This window comes from Streptomyces yatensis (assembly GCF_018069625.1).
Lineage (GTDB): Bacteria > Actinomycetota > Actinomycetes > Streptomycetales > Streptomycetaceae > Streptomyces > Streptomyces yatensis.
Map to the genome: position 1 here is coordinate 2,347,780 of NZ_CP072941.1, position 15,742 is coordinate 2,363,521.

Below are 15,742 nucleotides of genomic sequence, written 5' to 3' on the forward strand. Positions count from 1 at the left end.
CCCTCAGTGTGGTCCGGCCGTCACCGCGTGGCTAGCCCGGCAGCTTGTCGCCGACGAGCGCGAGGTTCTGGATCGCGGCGAGGCCGTACTGGGCGGTGGCGTTGGTGCTCACCCAGGCCGCCTCCACGCCGGGCTCCAGCACCCGCGGGCCCTCCAGCTCGACCGTCCGCCAGCTGGTGGTGGCGTCGGGGTAGCCGTCGCCCTCGTGGTACTCGGCGAACTTCTGCCAGGCGCGGGCGGCCAGCTTGTCGTCCTTCAGCTGGACGGCGGCGTAGGCGTCGAGCCGTGAGTGGCCCTGGACCAGGATCAGGGAGCCGAAGTCGGTGCCGTAGCGGGCCTTCTGCTCGGCCTTGGTGGCGTTGAAGTAGCGGCAGTAGTCCAGCCACGCCTCCTTGAACTTCGGCATGTCGATGAGGTCGATCACCTCGGCGCAGACCTCGACCAGGCCGAAGACCGCGGACAGATGGGAGACGCTGACCTTGGGCTCGTCCTCGATGGCGTACTTACCGGTGTCGAGGTCGTACAGCCCGCTGCCCTGGACGAAGCCGTTGGGCTGAGCGGCGATGGTCTCCATGGTGGAGCGCAGCCGCGCCTCCGCCTTCTTAGCCTTGGGGCCGCGCCGCTCCCATTCGGTGAGCCAGGCGCCGGCGAGGCCGCTCCAGTCGGTGCCGAAGCCGATGGACAGGGCGTGCGGATCGGGCTCGTAGTCGGGGTCCTCGCGGACCTTGCGCAGGGGGTCGAGGACGAGGAACGTCTCGTCGGAGTCGACGAGGGCGTGCATGATGTCGCCGGTCCGCTCGTCCGCGGTGAGAAAGTAGTAGTAGCGGCGGTACAGGGCGGTGGAGATGCGCTGCTGTTTGGCGCTGTCGGCGAAGTGCTGGACGCCGTGCCGGGTGCCGAGCCCGGCCCATTCGCCGAGGTGGTAGGCGTCGACCTCGCCGGTGTGCCGGGTCATGGATTCGGCGAAGCGGAAGATGTCGGAGCGGCCGGAGCGCAGATACGCCAGCCATAGCCACAGGTCGGGCGAGAGCTCGGAGTTGTCCCAGGCGTAGCCTCCGACGTCGTACCGCCACTGGTGGCGGTCCCCGTCGTAGGTGTGCATGATGTCGCCGAAGTCCCAGAAGCCGTACCAACGGCGCTGGTCGACCTGGCCCTTGTGGTAGTCGAAGAGGAAGTCCAGCCGGTCCTCGATCTTCGCCTTGGCGGCGGTGGAGCGGTCGACAGGGGCGAAGAGGCCGCCGAAGACCTTGGCGCGGGCGATGTCGGCGGGGCCCGCGGCCAGTTGGGGCGGGGTGCGTACGGCGGCCGCCTGCCGGACGAGGGTGTCGGCGTCGGGGGTGGCCGCGTTGGCCCAGAAGGTGAGTTCGCTGGTGCGGGCGATGCCGTACGGGGTGCCGAAGTCCGGCTCGTAGTCCTCGTAGGTGATCTCCAGGCCCTCGAGCTGTTCGGGGAAGGTGTCCTGGCCCATGCCGTCGTGGTAGAAGCGCAGGTCCATGGGCTGGGCCTCGGGCGACCAGAGCCACAGGGTGACCTCGGCCGCGTCCCCGGCGGCGCCGCGGATGTCGAGCTGGGCGGGGAACTTCTCCCAGAAGTCGCGCAGTCCGAAGGAGAGTCCGCCGCTGACGCCGCCCACATAGCCGAAGCCGCTCGCGCGGCCGCCGCCGCCCGCCGCGATCCAGCCGTGGCCGGGCTTGGTGCGCTTGCGCAGGGTGAAGCCGTCGGCGGAGAGCTGGGAGAGGGTGTAGTCGCCCCAGGTGGGGACGAGGTGGAGCCGGGAGGTGACGCGCTGGTCCCAAGTGGCCGGGTCGGGCAGCTTCTCGCCCCTGACCTGGGCGGTGCGGATCTTCGCGCCGGGGTCGCGGCGCAGCCCGGTGATGCCCTTGACGGCCTCGGTGAGGAATCCCTTGCCCTCGCCCGCGATGCGGATGTGGCGGTCGTACGCCTGGTCGCGCATCGGTACGGAGAAGCGGACGCCGAGGCCGCGGATGAAGTCTCTGTTCTGGTCGCCGTCGTAGGTGATGGTGTGCACCATGCGGAACGAGTCGGCGCCCGCGTAGAAGTAGAGCCGGACGCTGAAGGGGAGCCAGGCCCGGCGGCCCCTGCGGTGCTTGCCGTCGATGCGGACGACGGCGCGTACGGGGCCCCGCTGCTCGACCTTCGCGCCGCTGATCTCGCCGTCGAACCGCTCCCACGCGGCACTGCCGTGGTCGCCGTCGTCGAGGTCGCCCTGGCGGAGCAGGACCAGCCGGCCGTCGCGGGCGATCTCGGTGGAGCCGCGGGTCACGGAGCGTACGAGCCGCTCGCCGTCCTTGCCGATCACGGCCCGTATCACCCCGGTGTCGACGGTGATCCTGCCGCCGCTCTCGGCGACGGTGACCTTCTTGGCCGGTGCGGCGGGTGTGCCGGTGGTGAGCTTGTGGGCGCTGCCGGTGAGCCCCTCCCCCGCCGCGTGCGCGGTCCACTTGAGCGAGCCGTCGGGCCAGTGGGCGGTGGCCCAGGTCTGCAGGGGCACCTCCTTGCCGTCGGCGGTGGTCAGCGCGAAGGTCCGGTCGCCGGGGTGGGCGCCCTTGGGCCAGGGGACGCCGAAGGTGGAGCCCGCGGCCGCGCCGAGGCCACCGTCCTCCAGCCAGGTGATGTCCACGGGCTCGTCGGCGGACTTCGCGGCGGGGCTGTCGGCGGCGGCCTGCGGGGCGTTCTCGGCGAGCAGCCAGGAGAACGGTATGGCGGCGCCGGTGACGGCTGCGGCCTTGAGGAGGTTGCGTCGGGCGATCGGGGGCATGTCGGCTTCACCTTTCGTACGGGGCAGGTGCATGACATGAGTGGCAGCGCCAGCGCCGGGGGCGGGTGGCGCTGAGGGCGGGTGGCAGGCGGCGTCCGGGTCAGACGCCGGCGCGGCGTTCCACGGCGACCGCACAGCCCGCGAGGGCGCCCGCCGCCGGGGCGATCAGCGGCAGCAGCTGCCAGGCGGCGACGGCGAGCACCGCGAGCCCGCCGATGAGCAGCAGCGATCCACCGGGGTCGGCGGCCAGGCCCTGGCGTGAGGCGGTACGGGCGGCGGCCCACCATGCGGTGCCGGGCCGCCGTACGGTCGCCGTCCGCAGCCCGAGGACGAGCACCGCGAGCAGACCGGCCACGCTGACGGCGATCAGCGCGGGCCCGCCGGGCAGGGTTCCGGTCCGGGCCACCCGCAGATCGAAGGCGAGCAGCGCGAGCGCCGCCCACCACAGCAGGGAGAACCGCCAGCCGCTGCGGGTGGCCTCCCGCAGCCCGGTCAGGAAGTCCCGCCAGGTGGACCGCTCACCGTCCAGATGGCGGCGAAGGTGCGTACAGCCGGCGGCGAAGGCGGGCAGCAGGGTGATCACCGGGAAGGCGGCGAGCACCATCCAGACGCCGGTCAGCAGGCATTCGGCGAACAGCGCGAAGCGCGGTGTGCCGCGGGCGGGCCGCCGCGCGGTGCGTCGTACGGCGGCTTGGTCCCTAGCGCTTCCCATGGCCGCCTCAGCCCTTCAGCCCGGAGGTGGCCGCGCCCTCGACCAGATGGCGCTGGAAGGCCAGGAAGAACAGCAGCACCGGCAGCAGGGCGACGAGCGACATGGCGACCATGCCTCCGTAGTCGGCGACGGAGTCCTGGTCGATGAAGAGCTTCAGGCCCAGCGAGACCGTGTACTTGTCCGGTTCGTTGAGGTAGAGCAGGGGCCCGATGAAGTCGTTCCAGGACCAGATGAAGGTGAAGATCGCGCTGGTGATCAGGGCCGGGCGGCACAGCGGCAGCACGATGTTCCAGTAGATGCGCGGATGGCCACAGCCGTCCAGCCGGGCCGCCTCGTCCAGTTCCCGGGGCAGACCGCGCATGAACTGCACCATCAGGAAGACGAAGAAGGCGTCCGCCGCCAGGTATTTGCCGAGCAGCAGCGGCACATACGTGTTGATCAGGTCCAGCTTCTGGAACAGGATGTACTGCGGAATGATCAGCACCTGGAACGGCAGCAGCAGGGTGGAGATCATGAGCGTGAAGAGCGCGTCGCGCCCCGCGAAGCGGATCCTGGCGAAGGCATAGGCCGCCAGTGAGCAGGAGAACAGCACGCCGATCACCGAACCGCCCGCCAGCAGCAGCGAGTTGGTGAAGAAGGTCGAGATCGGAACGTCCGCGATGCCGTCGCTGAGCCGTCGGTAGTTGTCGGTGATCGGATCGGTGGGCAACAGTTGGAGGCTGCCGATGATCTGGTCACCGGGCTTGAACGAGCCGCCGATCACCCACACCACGGGGTAGAGGATCACCGCCAGCACGGCGAGCGCCCCGACATGCCAGATCACGGAGCGCGCCCCGCGCTGCCCCACAGAAGCACTCACCGGGCATCCTCCTCGTAGTGCACCCAGCCGCGCTGGGTCTTGAACAGCACCGCGGTCACCAGGCCGATGCCGAGCATCAGCATCCAGGCCATCGCGGCGGCGTACCCCATGCGCAGATTGCGGAAGCCCTGCTCGTAGAGGTACCAGCCGTAGACCAGCAGGGAGTCGCCCGGTCCGCCGGTGTTGGTGCCCGAGCCCGCGATCACCACCGCCGAGGTGAAGACCTGGAACGAGTGGATGAGTTCCAGCAGGAGGTTGAAGAAGAGCACCGGGGAGATCATCGGCAGGGTGATGGACCGGAACCGCCGCCAGCGGCCGGCGCCGTCCATCTCGGCGGCCTCGTACAGTTCGCCCGGCACCTGCTTCAGCCCGGCCAGAAAGATCACCATCGGGGCGCCGAACTGCCAGACGGTCAGGGTGATGAGGGTGGGCAGCGCCCAGTCCGGGTCGCCGATCCAGCCGCCGACGTCCCAGCCGAACAGACTCATCGACTTGTCGACGACCGCGTCGTCGTTGAAGATCGCCCGCCAGACGATGCCGACGCTCACGCTGGCGCCGATGAGCGAGGGGGCATAGAACGCCGAGCGGTAGAAGCCCTGGCCCTTACGGGGCTTGACCAGCAGCAGCGCCACGGCGAGCGCCGCGGCCAGCTTCAGCGGGGTGCCGATCAGTACGTACTTCAGCGTCACCTGGACCGAGGTCCACCAGCGGTCGTCCTGGAAGAGGTCCTGGAAGTTCTTGAACCCGATCCACCGTGGCGAGTCGAAGAGGTTGTAGTCGGTGAATGCCAGATAGAGCGAGACGAGCATCGGGCCGAGGGTGAGCAGCAGGATCCCGATGCACCAGGGCGTCAGGAAGAGATAGCCCGCGAGGTTCTCCCGGCGGCCCTGGCGCCGCCCCGCCGCGGGGGCGGGGCGGGTGCCGGGGGCGGCCGTGGCCCGGGACTTCCCGGTGGGGGGCCGCGTTCCGTGCGTCGCACGCGTCGTGGTCGGTGTCACGGAAGCTCTCCTCACGAGCCGAGCGCGGAGTCGGCCTCGTTGAAGAACTGGTCGACGGCCTTGCCCATCGAGGTCTGTCCCAGCGCGACCTGGGTGTAGATCCTCAGGAAGGCGGCCTCGGCGACATCGGCGCCGGCCGGATGCGGGGTGATCGGCTCCAGCTGGGCGCTCACGCTCTTCTCATACGCGGCGATCTTGGCGTCGACGCCCTGCGGCTCATAGGCGTCGTACTGGGAGGTGGTGGCCGGGATGCCGCGGTTGTAGCCCATGACCTTGCCCACCTCGGGGTCATGGGTCATGAAGTCGATGAACTGGGCGACTTCCTTGGGGTGCTGGGTGCGGGCGGAGCCGCTGAGCATCAGCGAGGAGAGGTACTGGCCGGTCCGCTTGCCGTCGGTGGTCGGGATGGGCCCGAGGTCGAGGCTGGTCTTGGTCTCGGCGGCGAAGCGGACCAGGAAGTTGTCCCAGGTGAACTCGGAGGCCGACAGATCGGCGCTGATCGACGCCTTCGGCTTGGCCTGCTCGGACTTCTTGCCCGGCACCAGCTCGTCGGCCTTGGCGTGCTGCTGCCACCGGCCCCACCACTTCGTGAGGTCGTCCTCGGTGAAGCCGAGCTTGCCGTCCTTGGTGAAGAACGCCTTGCCGTTCTGCCGCAGATACAGGTCGTAGAGGTACATCACATTGGCGTTGTCGCTGGCGCCGTAGAGCGTGTCGTCGCTCTTGCGCACCTTCTCGGCGGCCGCGAAGAAGTCGTCCCAGGTCCATCCGGCCTCGACGGTCACTCCGGCTTTCCGATACGCGTCCGGGTTGTAGAAGAGGGCGAAGGTATTGGCGCCGACCGGCACTCCCAGGAGCTTGCCGTCGATATCCCCGGCCTTCTCCAGCCCGTCACGAAAACCCTTCAGGCTGAGATTTCCGGCCTTGGCCTGGCCATTCAGATCCAGCAGAAGGTTCTTGTCGCCGTATTTGCGCAGGAAGGCGTAGGAGTTCTGGAAGACGTCCGGGGCGTTTCCGCCCGCGGCCTGGGTGTTGAACTTGCTCCAGAAGTCGGTGTATTCCGAGAAGTCCGTCTTGACCTTGATGTTCGGATGTTCCTTCTCGAACATTTCGACCGTCTTCTGGATCAGCTCGGCACGGTCCTTGGCCCCCCACCACGAGTAGCGGATGGTCACCTTGCCGTCCCCCGAGCCACTCCCCCCGCCGCAGCCGGTGGCCAGCAGCCCCAGTGCGGCCAGCGCGGCCGCGGCCGCGCGGACCCCTCTCGCCCTCGTCGTCCCTCGCCGAGCACCCATGACACGCCCCTCCCCGGGCAGGCCGTCCGACCGCCCTTGGTGGTTGAAACGTTTTAGGCAAGCGCTTGCCGGGACAAGTTAAGGACCAGCGAGGCGTACGTCAACGATTCGGGCAGGATCGATCAGGATTGAGGCGAAGCGCTTCGACAACCCGCCGGAGACGACACCGACGGCCTCCCGTCACCGGGCACCTTCGGACAGCCCCACCGGACAGCTTTCGGACAGCTTCGGACATGCGCGAACGCCGAGGGCCCGGACGGCAGATGCCGTCCGGGCCCTCGATCCAGGGTGGGCGATACTGGGTTCGAACCAGTGACCTCTTCGGTGTGAACGAAGCGCTCTCCCACTGAGCTAATCGCCCTGGCGCACGGCCAACATTAGCGCATGCCGGACCGTGCTCATGACCAGTCCTACGACCCCGGACCGGTCACTGCTCGATCTTCCACGGCATCACGATGCCGAACTTCCACACGTAGACGGTCACCGCCGCGGCGCAGATCACCACCGCGATCGTGGTCAGTATGAGATTGCGCCGGCGCACCCTCGGATCCAGGGCGCGGTGCGCCGCCTCGGTGACCTTGCGCTTGGTCCAGGCCAGCACCAGCTGGGCCCAGACGAACTCGGTCGCCCAGATCGCCATTCCGGCGAAGATCACCAGCCACCCCGGACCGGGCAGGGGCAGCAGGATGATGCCCAGGCCCACGACCCCGAGGCCGACGATGAAGACGCCGACCTGCCAGCTCAGGTGGAGCGGGCGCGACCGCTTGATGAACTGCGGCGCCCGGGAACCCCATACCGGCTCCCGCTTCGGCGCATCGCCCCCCGTCGCGGCCTGGGGCGCCGTTTCGGCAGCCCCCCGCCGCCCGTCACTCTCCGCATTCATGTGACCCAACCTACCTGATCATTTGAAGTCACCGGAACGGCGGTAGCACCCATGTCGGAGCTGGGCCGCAAGAGCTACCGGAAGCGCCGCAAAACGGTCAGAGGGGTTTACAACGGCACCGTAGGTGGCATGTCGATTTCGCCGACGTGCGAATCCCCGAGCGCACACTGAGCGAAAGGCCCTGGCGCTTATGAACACCACGGTCAGCTGCGAGCTGCACCTGCGCCTCGTTGTGTCGAGCGAATCCTCACTGCCTGTACCCGCGGGCCTGCGGTATGACACGGCCGACCCTTACGCCGTGCACGCCACCTTCCACACCGGAGCCGAAGAGACGGTCGAATGGGTGTTTGCCCGCGATCTTCTCGCCGAGGGCCTGCACCGGCCCACCGGCACCGGCGACGTCCGTGTGTGGCCGTCCCGCAGCCACGGCCAGGGAGTCGTCTGCATCGCCCTGAGCTCCCCGGAGGGGGAGGCACTGCTCGAAGCCCCGGCGCGGGCCCTGGAGTCGTTCCTGAAGCGAACCGACGCCGCGGTGCCACCCGGTACCGAACACCGCCATTTCGACCTCGACACAGAGCTCTCCCACATCCTGGCGGAGAGCTGAGACCCGGCGAGAGCTGAGCGCTCGGCCGTCCGACTCGGGGAGACGGCGCAAGCCTGGGCGCGATCTGCACGACATGCGCAACCTTTCAGTACCGACCATCCCGACCACGGCAACCCGACAACGGCAGAGGCAGGCGACGGTGCCGTCGCCGCGGCACCCCCCCGCGGCGGCGGCACCGTCGCGTATCGGCGCAGCACCGTCGCGTATCGGCGCTGCCCCGTCGCGTGTCGGCGCTGCCCCGTCGCGTGTCCGCCCGGGGCTGTCGCGTGTCCGCCCGGGGCCGTCCGGTGACCGCCCGGCGCCCGGCAGGGCTAGAGTCGGGCAGATCGAGGGCAGCCCAGGGGCAGCCGCCGACCCAGCCGGCCAGGGAGCCAATCGTGCTGATCAACCACGACACCCGGTGCGCGCTCGACGCGGTCGTCGATCTGGTGAACACCGCGCCCGAGGGTGCGGACCAGGATGACCTCGCCGATGTCGCCGCCCTGCGCCGGTTCGTCGAGCGCAATGACATCAGCGACATCGGCACGCTCGGGGAGCGCGACCTCATCGCCGTCCGGGCCGTACGGGACCGGTTCGCCGAGGTCTTCTCGGCGGCCGGGAACGAGGCCGCCACCCGCCGCTCCGCCGAGCTGCTCAACGCGATGATCGCCGCGGCCGGCACCACGCCCCGGCTCACCGACCACGACGGCTTCGACTGGCATGTGCACTACTTCGCACCCGGGGCCTCGCTGGCCGACCACCTCGCCGCCGACTGCGGCATGGCGCTGGCGTTCCTCGTGGTGGCGGGCGAGCGGGAGCGGCTGCGCCGCTGTGAGGCCCCGGACTGCCGCCACGCCTTCGTGGACCTGTCCCGCAACCGCTCCCGGCGCTACTGCGACAGCCGCACCTGCGGCAACCGGCTGCACGTGGCCGCGTACCGGGCCCGGCGCCGAGAGGCCGCGAGCTGACCGCCCGCGCCCGGCGGCCGGCGGCCGGGCGGAGAGGGAACGGGCGGGGCGCCGCCTCACCACCGGTGGAGGTCGTGAACGGCGGTCACGAAGAGCAGGGTGCCGATGAACGCCAGGAACAGCATCAGCGGCGGCTGCGAGAGGGCGAAGAGACAGCCACGGGTCTCGTCGCTCGGCGGAACAGGGGGTCTTTCGATGGGGGATTGCTCCCCGGGCGGTGATTGCAACATCTCGCGGAGATCATGACCCAGCCCTCACCCCGCCTGCGACCGGTGATCGTTTTTTGATCGGTCGCTTGTCAGATCCCGTGCTTTTTGAGTATGGCCTCGATGTCGGAGAAGTCATCTGTGCCAGAGCTCGTTCCGCCCTTGGCCTTCGGCCGCTCCGCGGCCTTCGCCCCGGCGGCTCCCCGGCCGGACCCCAGCGCGGGCTCCGAGGCCCCCGCGGACACCCCGGCCCTTCCGGCCGCGGCCGCCGCCCTGCGCTCCTTACGGGTGCCGCCGGAGCGGCGCTCCACCGCCCGGCTGATCATGAACAGCAGCCAGGAGAGGCCGAGCACGCCGAAGCCCAGCCAGACGGTCGGCTTGAAGACCAGGTCGGCCACCCAGTCCAGGACGCCGGTCATCGCCAGGCCCAGCGGGACCAGGGCGTAGGCGGCGATCCGGGTCGCGGCCAGGAACCGCTTGCGGTAGGCGGTCACCCCGGCGATGCCCAGACCGGCCGCGGACAGCGCGGCACAGATGGTGTCGGTCAGCATCGTTCCTCCCGCGACTGGCGTTCCGGTATGTCCATCGTGCACCCCGTAAGGCGGCCGGGGCCATGGCCCCGGCCCGGGATCAGGGACATCTCCGGGTACGGAGCGGGGACCAGGGACTGGAAGACTGGTCCCATGAGCCACACCGACCCCTCCCCTCGTCCCGTGCTCGACGTCTGGTGCGAGCTGCAGTGCCCGGACTGCCGTACCGCCCTGGGCGATCTGCGCGCGCTGCGCGAGCGCTTCCAGGACGCCCTGGACATCCGGCTGCGCCACTTCCCGCTGGAGCGCCACCGGCACGCCCACGCGGCGGCCCAGGCGGCCGAGGAGGCCATCGCGCAGGGGCGCGGCTGGCCGTATGTCGAGGCCGTCCTGGAGCGCACCGAGGAGCTCGGCACCCGGGGTGAGCCGCTGCTGGTGGAGGTGGCCCGGGAACTGGGGCTGGACGCCGAGGAGATGGACACCGCGCTGGTCGACGGCCGGCACATCCTGATCGTGGACGCGGACCAGGCCGAGGGCAAGGCGATCGGGGTCACCGGCACCCCCACGTATGTGATCGGCGGCGAGCGGCTGGACGGCGGCAAGAGCCAGGAGGGGCTGCGGGAGCGCATCGAGGAGATCGCCGCCCGCCTCGTCGCCGAGCGGCCGTAAGGCCTCCGGCAGGGCCCCAGAGGGCCCGGGAAGGCTCTTGGCCCTCAGAGCAGCGGCTTGTAGAGCTGGTACTCGGTCGGCTCGTAGCCCAGCGACTCGTACAGCCGCAGCGCCGGGGTGTTGCCGCCGAAGACGTACAGGCCCAGGCTGCGTGCCCGGTGTTCCAGGCTCGCGTGCTCGGCGGCCAGCATCAGGGTGCGGCCGTGTCCGCGGCCGCGGTGCTCCTCGGTGACCTCGACGGCGTAGACGTACGCCTCCCCGCCCTCGGCGGCGTCGGGCTCCCCCGCGCGCAGCGCGACCCAGAGGGTGCCCACGTCCGTACCGCCGTGGGCGAGGACGCGCAGCAGGGCCCCGGGGGTGTCCGGGCCCTGCGGCAGCAGCGTCGCGTAGTCGCTGTCCGCCTTGGTCTCGGCCTGTTGCCGGGTGACTCCGCGTTCCAGCAGGTCGGCGATGTATCCGGCCCGCTCCTGGGCGCGCCAGGCCGGGTACTCGGCCTCCGTCATGGGGCGTATCGCGCTGTCCCCGGGCAGTTCGGGCGGCTCGGTGAGCCGCTTGAGCATGTTGCGGCCGCGCTCGCTGTAGCCGAGCGCGGCCGCGAGCCCGAGGGCGGTCGTGGCCGCCGCGGGGACCTCCACCACGAGCTGGGTGCAGCCCCAGCCGCGCAGCACCTCCTCGGCGGCGAGCGCGGCGACCGTGCCGCGGCCCCGGTGCCGCTCGCCCTCGTCGATGTGGAGCCGCTCGATGCGCCCGGCCGCCGGGCCCAGACGGGCGTCGGTGGTGAGCCGGACGGAGCCGACGGGGCGGCTGTTGACGCACACCTCGTACGAGCGGGCACGCCCGCCGCCGTCGGTGGGCTGTTCGGGCGCGGTGGGCCGCAGAGTGGTGGTCACGAGGGTGTTCTACCGGTCCGCCGGGCCGGCGTCACCCGTTTTCGGCGCGGATCCGCCGCGACCGGCAGGTCAGGGGTCGATGTCCGCGGCGGCCCGCTCGGTGAAGATCCGCAGGGCCTCGGCGGTGACCGGGCCGGGGGCGCCGGGCAGGCTGCGGGTGTCCACCCGGTGCACGCCCTGTACGTCGCGGGTGGTGGAGGTCAGGAAGACCTCCTCGGCCCGGCTCAGCGCATCCAGCGGCAGGTCGGTCTCCTTGGCGCCCACCCACTCCAGCACCAGGGCGCGGGTGATCCCGGCGAGGCAGCCGGAGGAGAGCGCCGGGGTGTGCAGCTCGCCGTCGAGGACCACGAAGACGTTGGTGCCGGTGCCCTCGCAGAGCGCGCCGACCGTGTTGCCGAAGAGGGCCTCGGAGGCGTCCTGCTCACGGGCGCGGGCCAGCGCGACCACGTTCTCGCCGTACGAGGTGGTCTTCAGGCCGGTGAGCGCCCCGCGCTCGTTGCGCGCCCAGGGGACGGTGATCACGGCCGTGGCGTCGGGCCGCCGGGACGCCTCGGCCAGCGCGACCACCAGGGTGGGCCCGGCCGTGCCCCGGTCGGAGCCGAGCGGCGAGAGCCCGCCGGTGTAGGTGATCCTCAGCCGCCCGAACGGCACCGGGTGGGCCTTGAGCACCTCCTCGCAGCCCCGGCGCACCTCGTCCAGGTCCGGCTCGGGAAGCCCCAGGCCCTCGGCGGAGCGCGCCAGCCGCCGCAGATGGCGGGTGAGGGCGAAAGGCTGTCCCTCGGTGGCCTTGACGGTCTCGAAGACACCGTCGCCGACCGTGAGCCCATGGTCGAAGACGGACACCCTGGCGCTGTCCGCGTCGCAGAGGGATCCATCGAGCCAGATGGCCGGTTTCATCGCGTCGCCCTTCCCGTCGGCTGCTGTACGCCCGACGCTACCGCGAGCAGCCGGGCGGCCTTGAGTTCGGTTTCGTCCCATTCGCTCTCCGGGTCGGAGCCCCAGGTGATGCCCGCCCCGGTGCCGAACCGCAGCACGGCCCCGGCCGGGCCGCGGTCGATCCAGAAGGTGCGTATCCCGACCGCCAGCTCACCGGTGCCGCGGTCGGCGTCGACCCAGCCGATGCCGCCGCAGTACGGGCCGCGGGGCGCGGTCTCCAGCTCCTCGATGACGCGCAGCGCGCTGGACTTGGGCGCGCCGGTGACCGATCCGGGCGGGAAGGCGGCCGCGAGCAGTTCCGGCCACCCGGCGCCGGGGGCGAGTTCGCCCCGCACCGTGGAGACGAGGTGGACCAGCCCCGGATGCGGTTCGACGGCACAGAGGGCCGGGACGGTCACCGAGCCGGTGGCGCAGACCCGGCCCAGGTCGTTGCGGACCAGGTCCACGATCATCACGTTCTCGGCGTGGTCCTTCTCCAGCAGGTCTTCGGGGCCGCGGCCGGTGCCCTTGATGGGGCCGGACTCCACGGTGCGCCCGGTACGCCTCAGGAACAGTTCGGGCGAGGCCGTGGCGACCTCCACCCCGTGGCCGGGCAGCCTCACGGTGCCCGCGTACGGGGCGGGGTTGCCCAGGGCCAGCAGCGCGGTCAGCGCGTCCACATCGGCCCCGGCCGGATCGGGCAGCGGCGCGGTCAGCACCCGGCAGAGATTGGCCTGGTAGACCTCGCCGGCCGCGATGCGCCGCCGGATGTCGCGCACCCCGGCGGTGTAGGCGGCCCGGTCCAGGGACGAGGTCCACTCCCCGGCCGCGGGGCCGTACCAGCCGCCGGGCGCGGGGGGCGGCACGGGCTCGGTCCGTACGTCCCCGAAGCGTGCACAGACCAGACGGCCCTCGAAGTCCGCGACAACGGCCCAGAAACCCTGGGTGTCCAGGGCCGACGGGTCGCTGGTCACATCGCGTAGATCGGTGGCGAGCAGCCCGCCGAAGCGGGCGAGCGGGGGCAGATCGTGCACGGTTGCGAGTCTATGGTGCCCAGGTCAGGGCGGCCTCGGGAGGGCGTGTGGCGGCCGAGCAGGGCAGCACGCTGCGGAAACGGAATTTGAGCTGGCCGGGGAATCCGCTAGAGTTCAACACGTCGCCGGGACGCGGAAGCGCCCCGGACAAACGACACCTGCGGACGTGGCTCAGTTGGTAGAGCATCACCTTGCCAAGGTGAGGGTCGCGAGTTCGAATCTCGTCGTCCGCTCGGAGTGGGGGTTTCGACCTCCACGGTTGGTGGAGTGGCCGAGAGGCGAGGCAACGGCCTGCAAAGCCGTCTACACGGGTTCAAATCCCGTCTCCACCTCGGACGATTAGCTCAGCGGGAGAGCGCTTCCCTGACACGGAAGAGGTCACTGGTTCAATCCCAGTATCGTCCACTCGGATCCTCGCGGATCCACTTCGGATCCTCATGGATCCACCTGCGCGATTAGCTCAGCGGGAGAGCGCTTCCCTGACACGGAAGAGGTCACTGGTTCAATCCCAGTATCGCGCACGCAGTCCCGCGGACGATTAGCTCAGCGGGAGAGCGCTTCCCTGACACGGAAGAGGTCACTGGTTCAATCCCAGTATCGTCCACACTGATCGGCGGAGGGCCGGAGCGAAGAGCTCCGGCCCTCTGTCGTTTCTCGGCTCTCGTCCTCAGTCCTCAGCCCTCAGTTCTCAGGACGAGAAGAGCTTGGTTCTCAGGACGAGAAGAGCATGTGTCCGAAGCCCCGCTTGTGGTGGCCGTGGTGACCACCGTGGTGCCCGTGCTGCGGCGCGCCCCACGCGGGCGCGGGCGCGGCCGGGTACCCCTGCGGGCCGGGGGCGGCGGGCGGCATCTGCTGGGTCCACTGCGTCTCAAGGCGGGTCAGCGCCTCCAGCTCCCCGTAGTCCAGGAAGATCCCCCGGCAGCCGCTGCACTGCTCTATCTGCACGCCATTGCGGTTGTACGTGTGCATCGGCGCATGGCACTTGGGACACTGCATGGTCCGCTCAACTCCTCATGCTTCGGACAACAACGCGCCGGAACATCCCTCCGACCGCGTGGACTTCACCCTACGGCCTCCATGTACCGGGCGATGCGGACAGCCGCCTCCACCATCGCCTCCTCGGCCTCGTCCAACGCCCGTCCGGCGGCCGCCGCTTTGGCGAGCGCGAGCGCGGCGGTCTGCACGGTGAGGGCGCGGGCGGGCACGTCCAGCCGCGGCCACGGGTCGCCCTGCCCCGCGGCGGAACCGCCCGCCGCCCGGTACGCCCCCAGAAACCGGTCCCAGTCCTCGGGGGCGAGCAGCCCGGCGGCGTACCAGGCGGCGGGCCGCGCGAGGTCCCAGGCCGGGTCGCCGAGGCCGAGGTCGTCGATGTCGATGAGCCGCCAGTCGGTGGCGCGGTGGCGGATGAGCTGACCGAGGTGGAGATCGCCGTGGCAGAGCCTGTTGGCTTCTTGCCGGTCCGCGCGCTCTCGGCGCTCCGGGAGGTCCCGGCGGTCCGTGCGGCCCCCGCGGTCCCGGCTGTCCGTGCGGTCCCCGCGGTCCCGGCTGCCCGTGCGGTTCGGGTCCACGCGGTCCGTACGGTCGTCCATGCGGTCCACGCCCCGCGCCCAGTCCGGCAGACCGGCCCAGGCGTGCAACACGGCCCGGATCGCCGCGCTGTCGGGGAGTGCCGCCGCGCGCAGCCGGGCGATGGCGCGGGCCGCCTTGACCGGGCCGCGCATCGCCGGGAGGGGGCCGGGCAGTTCGGCCACCGGCACGGCGTGCAGCCGGGCCAGCAGGTTCCCCGCCTCGACCCACGGGGCGGCATCCGGCGCGTCGGGCGCCACGGGTTCGCCGTACGGCCAGAGGGTGACCCGCCGGCCGTCGGGCAGTGCGGCCAAGCCGTCGTCGACCGGCGGCAGCAGTATCCCCGCGCACCGAGGGTGGGCCGCGACCCCGAGCCGGACGGCCAGCTCGGCCGGGTCCGTGCCGGGCGGATGTGCCTTGGCGACGACATGGCCGCACCGCACGACGGTGGCGTCGGGCCGGTCGGCCAGGACGGTCACCTCGGCGGTGGCGTCACGGCGGCCCCGGCGAAGGGCGGCGACGAGCTGCGCCGCGGTTTGGCTCACGGCTCCCCCATGTCATCGGCTGCCCCGGGATCGTAGCCCCTGCCGGGCCGGGTGCCGGTGCTCCGCCCCTCCGGACGTCGGGCGCTCACCCGAGTGCGGGCTGCGCGTCATCATCGCCGACGGCGTCACCGCCGGTGACTTCACCTGCTCCGACCCCGCCGCAGCGGCCCGTACCGTCTTCGACGCCACGGTGGCCTACCACCACCCCGCGCACGCCCCCGAGTGGCAGGCCCCGGGCGCCGGGGCGGCCTTGGAGGCCGTGTGCGCCCTGCTCATCAACGGCCTGCGCTTCCGCTGATCCGTCCGCGTGGGG

General features: G+C 71.1%; 17 protein-coding genes and 6 tRNA genes. 9 read left to right on the forward strand and 14 right to left on the reverse strand.

Features of this window, described 5'->3' with window-relative positions; all coding sequences use genetic code 11:
- Positions 1-31: 31 nt before the first annotated feature.
- The 7 genes from J8403_RS09265 to J8403_RS09295 form a co-directional block, all read right to left on the reverse strand.
- Entirely contained in the window at positions 32-2,779 is a 2,748-nt protein-coding gene (locus tag J8403_RS09265; protein ID WP_211122753.1) for an exo-rhamnogalacturonan lyase family protein, read from the reverse strand.
- 100 nt (positions 2,780-2,879) lie between these two features.
- Positions 2,880-3,491, reverse strand: a complete 612-nt coding sequence (locus J8403_RS09270; protein WP_211122754.1) for a DUF624 domain-containing protein — start codon at positions 3,489-3,491, stop codon at positions 2,880-2,882.
- 7 nt (positions 3,492-3,498) lie between these two features.
- Positions 3,499-4,377 (reverse strand): carbohydrate ABC transporter permease, encoded by an 879-nt coding sequence (locus J8403_RS09275; RefSeq protein ID WP_425519888.1) that lies wholly within the window; start codon positions 4,375-4,377, stop codon positions 3,499-3,501.
- Complete coding sequence (locus J8403_RS09280) at positions 4,347-5,348, reverse strand: carbohydrate ABC transporter permease (RefSeq protein WP_211122756.1); 1,002 nt, start codon at positions 5,346-5,348, stop codon at positions 4,347-4,349. Before J8403_RS09280 ends, J8403_RS09275 begins: the two co-directional genes overlap by 31 nt.
- 11 nt (positions 5,349-5,359) lie before the next feature.
- On the reverse strand, positions 5,360-6,640 hold the full coding sequence (locus tag J8403_RS09285; protein ID WP_211122757.1) for an ABC transporter substrate-binding protein: 1,281 nt from the start codon (positions 6,638-6,640) through the stop codon (positions 5,360-5,362).
- Positions 6,641-6,929: 289 nt separating this feature from the next.
- Positions 6,930-7,001: transfer RNA gene (locus J8403_RS09290), tRNA-Val, on the reverse strand.
- 66 nt (positions 7,002-7,067) lie between these two features.
- Positions 7,068-7,523 (reverse strand): TIGR02611 family protein, encoded by a 456-nt coding sequence (locus J8403_RS09295; RefSeq protein WP_211122758.1) that lies wholly within the window; start codon positions 7,521-7,523, stop codon positions 7,068-7,070.
- Positions 7,524-7,713: 190 nt separating this feature from the next.
- On the opposite strand from J8403_RS09295, the gene J8403_RS09300 reads away from it, so the two are divergent.
- Positions 7,714-8,127 (forward strand): SsgA family sporulation/cell division regulator, encoded by a 414-nt coding sequence (locus tag J8403_RS09300; RefSeq protein ID WP_003959770.1) that lies wholly within the window; start codon positions 7,714-7,716, stop codon positions 8,125-8,127.
- A 377-nt stretch (positions 8,128-8,504) separates the two neighbouring features.
- Entirely contained in the window at positions 8,505-9,074 is a 570-nt protein-coding gene (locus J8403_RS09305) for a CGNR zinc finger domain-containing protein (protein ID WP_211122759.1), read from the forward strand.
- Positions 9,075-9,130: 56 nt separating this feature from the next.
- On the opposite strand, the gene J8403_RS09310 is transcribed toward J8403_RS09305, so the two are convergent.
- Together J8403_RS09310 and J8403_RS09315 are read right to left on the reverse strand one after the other, a co-directional pair.
- Positions 9,131-9,304 (reverse strand): hypothetical protein, encoded by a 174-nt coding sequence (locus J8403_RS09310; RefSeq protein ID WP_211122760.1) that lies wholly within the window; start codon positions 9,302-9,304, stop codon positions 9,131-9,133.
- A gap of 68 nt (positions 9,305-9,372) precedes the next feature.
- Positions 9,373-9,831: a hypothetical protein gene (locus J8403_RS09315; protein ID WP_211122761.1), complete on the reverse strand. Its 459-nt coding sequence runs from the start codon at positions 9,829-9,831 to the stop codon at positions 9,373-9,375.
- 132 nt (positions 9,832-9,963) lie between these two features.
- On the opposite strand from J8403_RS09315, the gene J8403_RS09320 reads away from it, so the two are divergent.
- A complete protein-coding gene (locus tag J8403_RS09320; RefSeq protein ID WP_211122762.1) occupies positions 9,964-10,479 on the forward strand; it encodes a DsbA family protein in 516 nt (171 codons plus the stop codon).
- A 44-nt stretch (positions 10,480-10,523) separates the two neighbouring features.
- Here J8403_RS09320 and J8403_RS09325 read toward each other — a convergent pair whose 3' ends face one another.
- From J8403_RS09325 to J8403_RS09335, 3 genes are all read right to left on the reverse strand, one after another.
- Positions 10,524-11,369 (reverse strand): GNAT family N-acetyltransferase, encoded by an 846-nt coding sequence (locus J8403_RS09325; protein WP_211122763.1) that lies wholly within the window; start codon positions 11,367-11,369, stop codon positions 10,524-10,526.
- 69 nt (positions 11,370-11,438) lie between these two features.
- Positions 11,439-12,266, reverse strand: coding sequence for an aminotransferase class IV (locus J8403_RS09330; RefSeq protein ID WP_211122764.1), 828 nt, complete (start codon positions 12,264-12,266; stop codon positions 11,439-11,441).
- Complete coding sequence (locus tag J8403_RS09335; protein ID WP_211122765.1) at positions 12,263-13,318, reverse strand: chorismate-binding protein; 1,056 nt, start codon at positions 13,316-13,318, stop codon at positions 12,263-12,265. Before J8403_RS09335 ends, J8403_RS09330 begins: the two co-directional genes overlap by 4 nt.
- Before the next feature lie 160 nt (positions 13,319-13,478).
- Here J8403_RS09335 and J8403_RS09340 point away from each other — a divergent pair.
- The 5 genes from J8403_RS09340 (at position 13,479) to J8403_RS09360 (ending at position 13,922) form a co-directional block, all read left to right on the forward strand.
- Positions 13,479-13,551: transfer RNA gene (locus tag J8403_RS09340), tRNA-Gly, on the forward strand.
- A gap of 28 nt (positions 13,552-13,579) precedes the next feature.
- Positions 13,580-13,650, forward strand: a tRNA-Cys gene (locus J8403_RS09345).
- Between the two features lies 1 nt (position 13,651).
- Positions 13,652-13,723: transfer RNA gene (locus J8403_RS09350), tRNA-Val, on the forward strand.
- Positions 13,724-13,767: 44 nt separating this feature from the next.
- Positions 13,768-13,839, forward strand: a tRNA-Val gene (locus J8403_RS09355).
- 11 nt (positions 13,840-13,850) lie between these two features.
- A tRNA-Val gene (locus tag J8403_RS09360) sits at positions 13,851-13,922 on the forward strand.
- A 107-nt stretch (positions 13,923-14,029) separates the two neighbouring features.
- Here the strand turns inward: J8403_RS09360 and J8403_RS09365 are convergent.
- Together J8403_RS09365 and J8403_RS09370 are read right to left on the reverse strand one after the other, a co-directional pair.
- Entirely contained in the window at positions 14,030-14,314 is a 285-nt protein-coding gene (locus J8403_RS09365; RefSeq protein WP_014056196.1) for a TFIIB-type zinc ribbon-containing protein, read from the reverse strand.
- Positions 14,315-14,379: 65 nt separating this feature from the next.
- On the reverse strand, positions 14,380-15,429 hold the full coding sequence (locus J8403_RS09370) for a phosphotransferase (RefSeq protein WP_211122766.1): 1,050 nt from the start codon (positions 15,427-15,429) through the stop codon (positions 14,380-14,382).
- Between J8403_RS09370 and J8403_RS43530 the strand changes: the two genes are divergently transcribed.
- Positions 15,371-15,727, forward strand: a complete 357-nt coding sequence (locus J8403_RS43530; RefSeq protein ID WP_246585768.1) for a hypothetical protein — start codon at positions 15,371-15,373, stop codon at positions 15,725-15,727. The two genes, J8403_RS09370 and J8403_RS43530, sit on opposite strands and share 59 nt — an antisense overlap.
- Positions 15,728-15,742 lie beyond the last annotated feature (15 nt).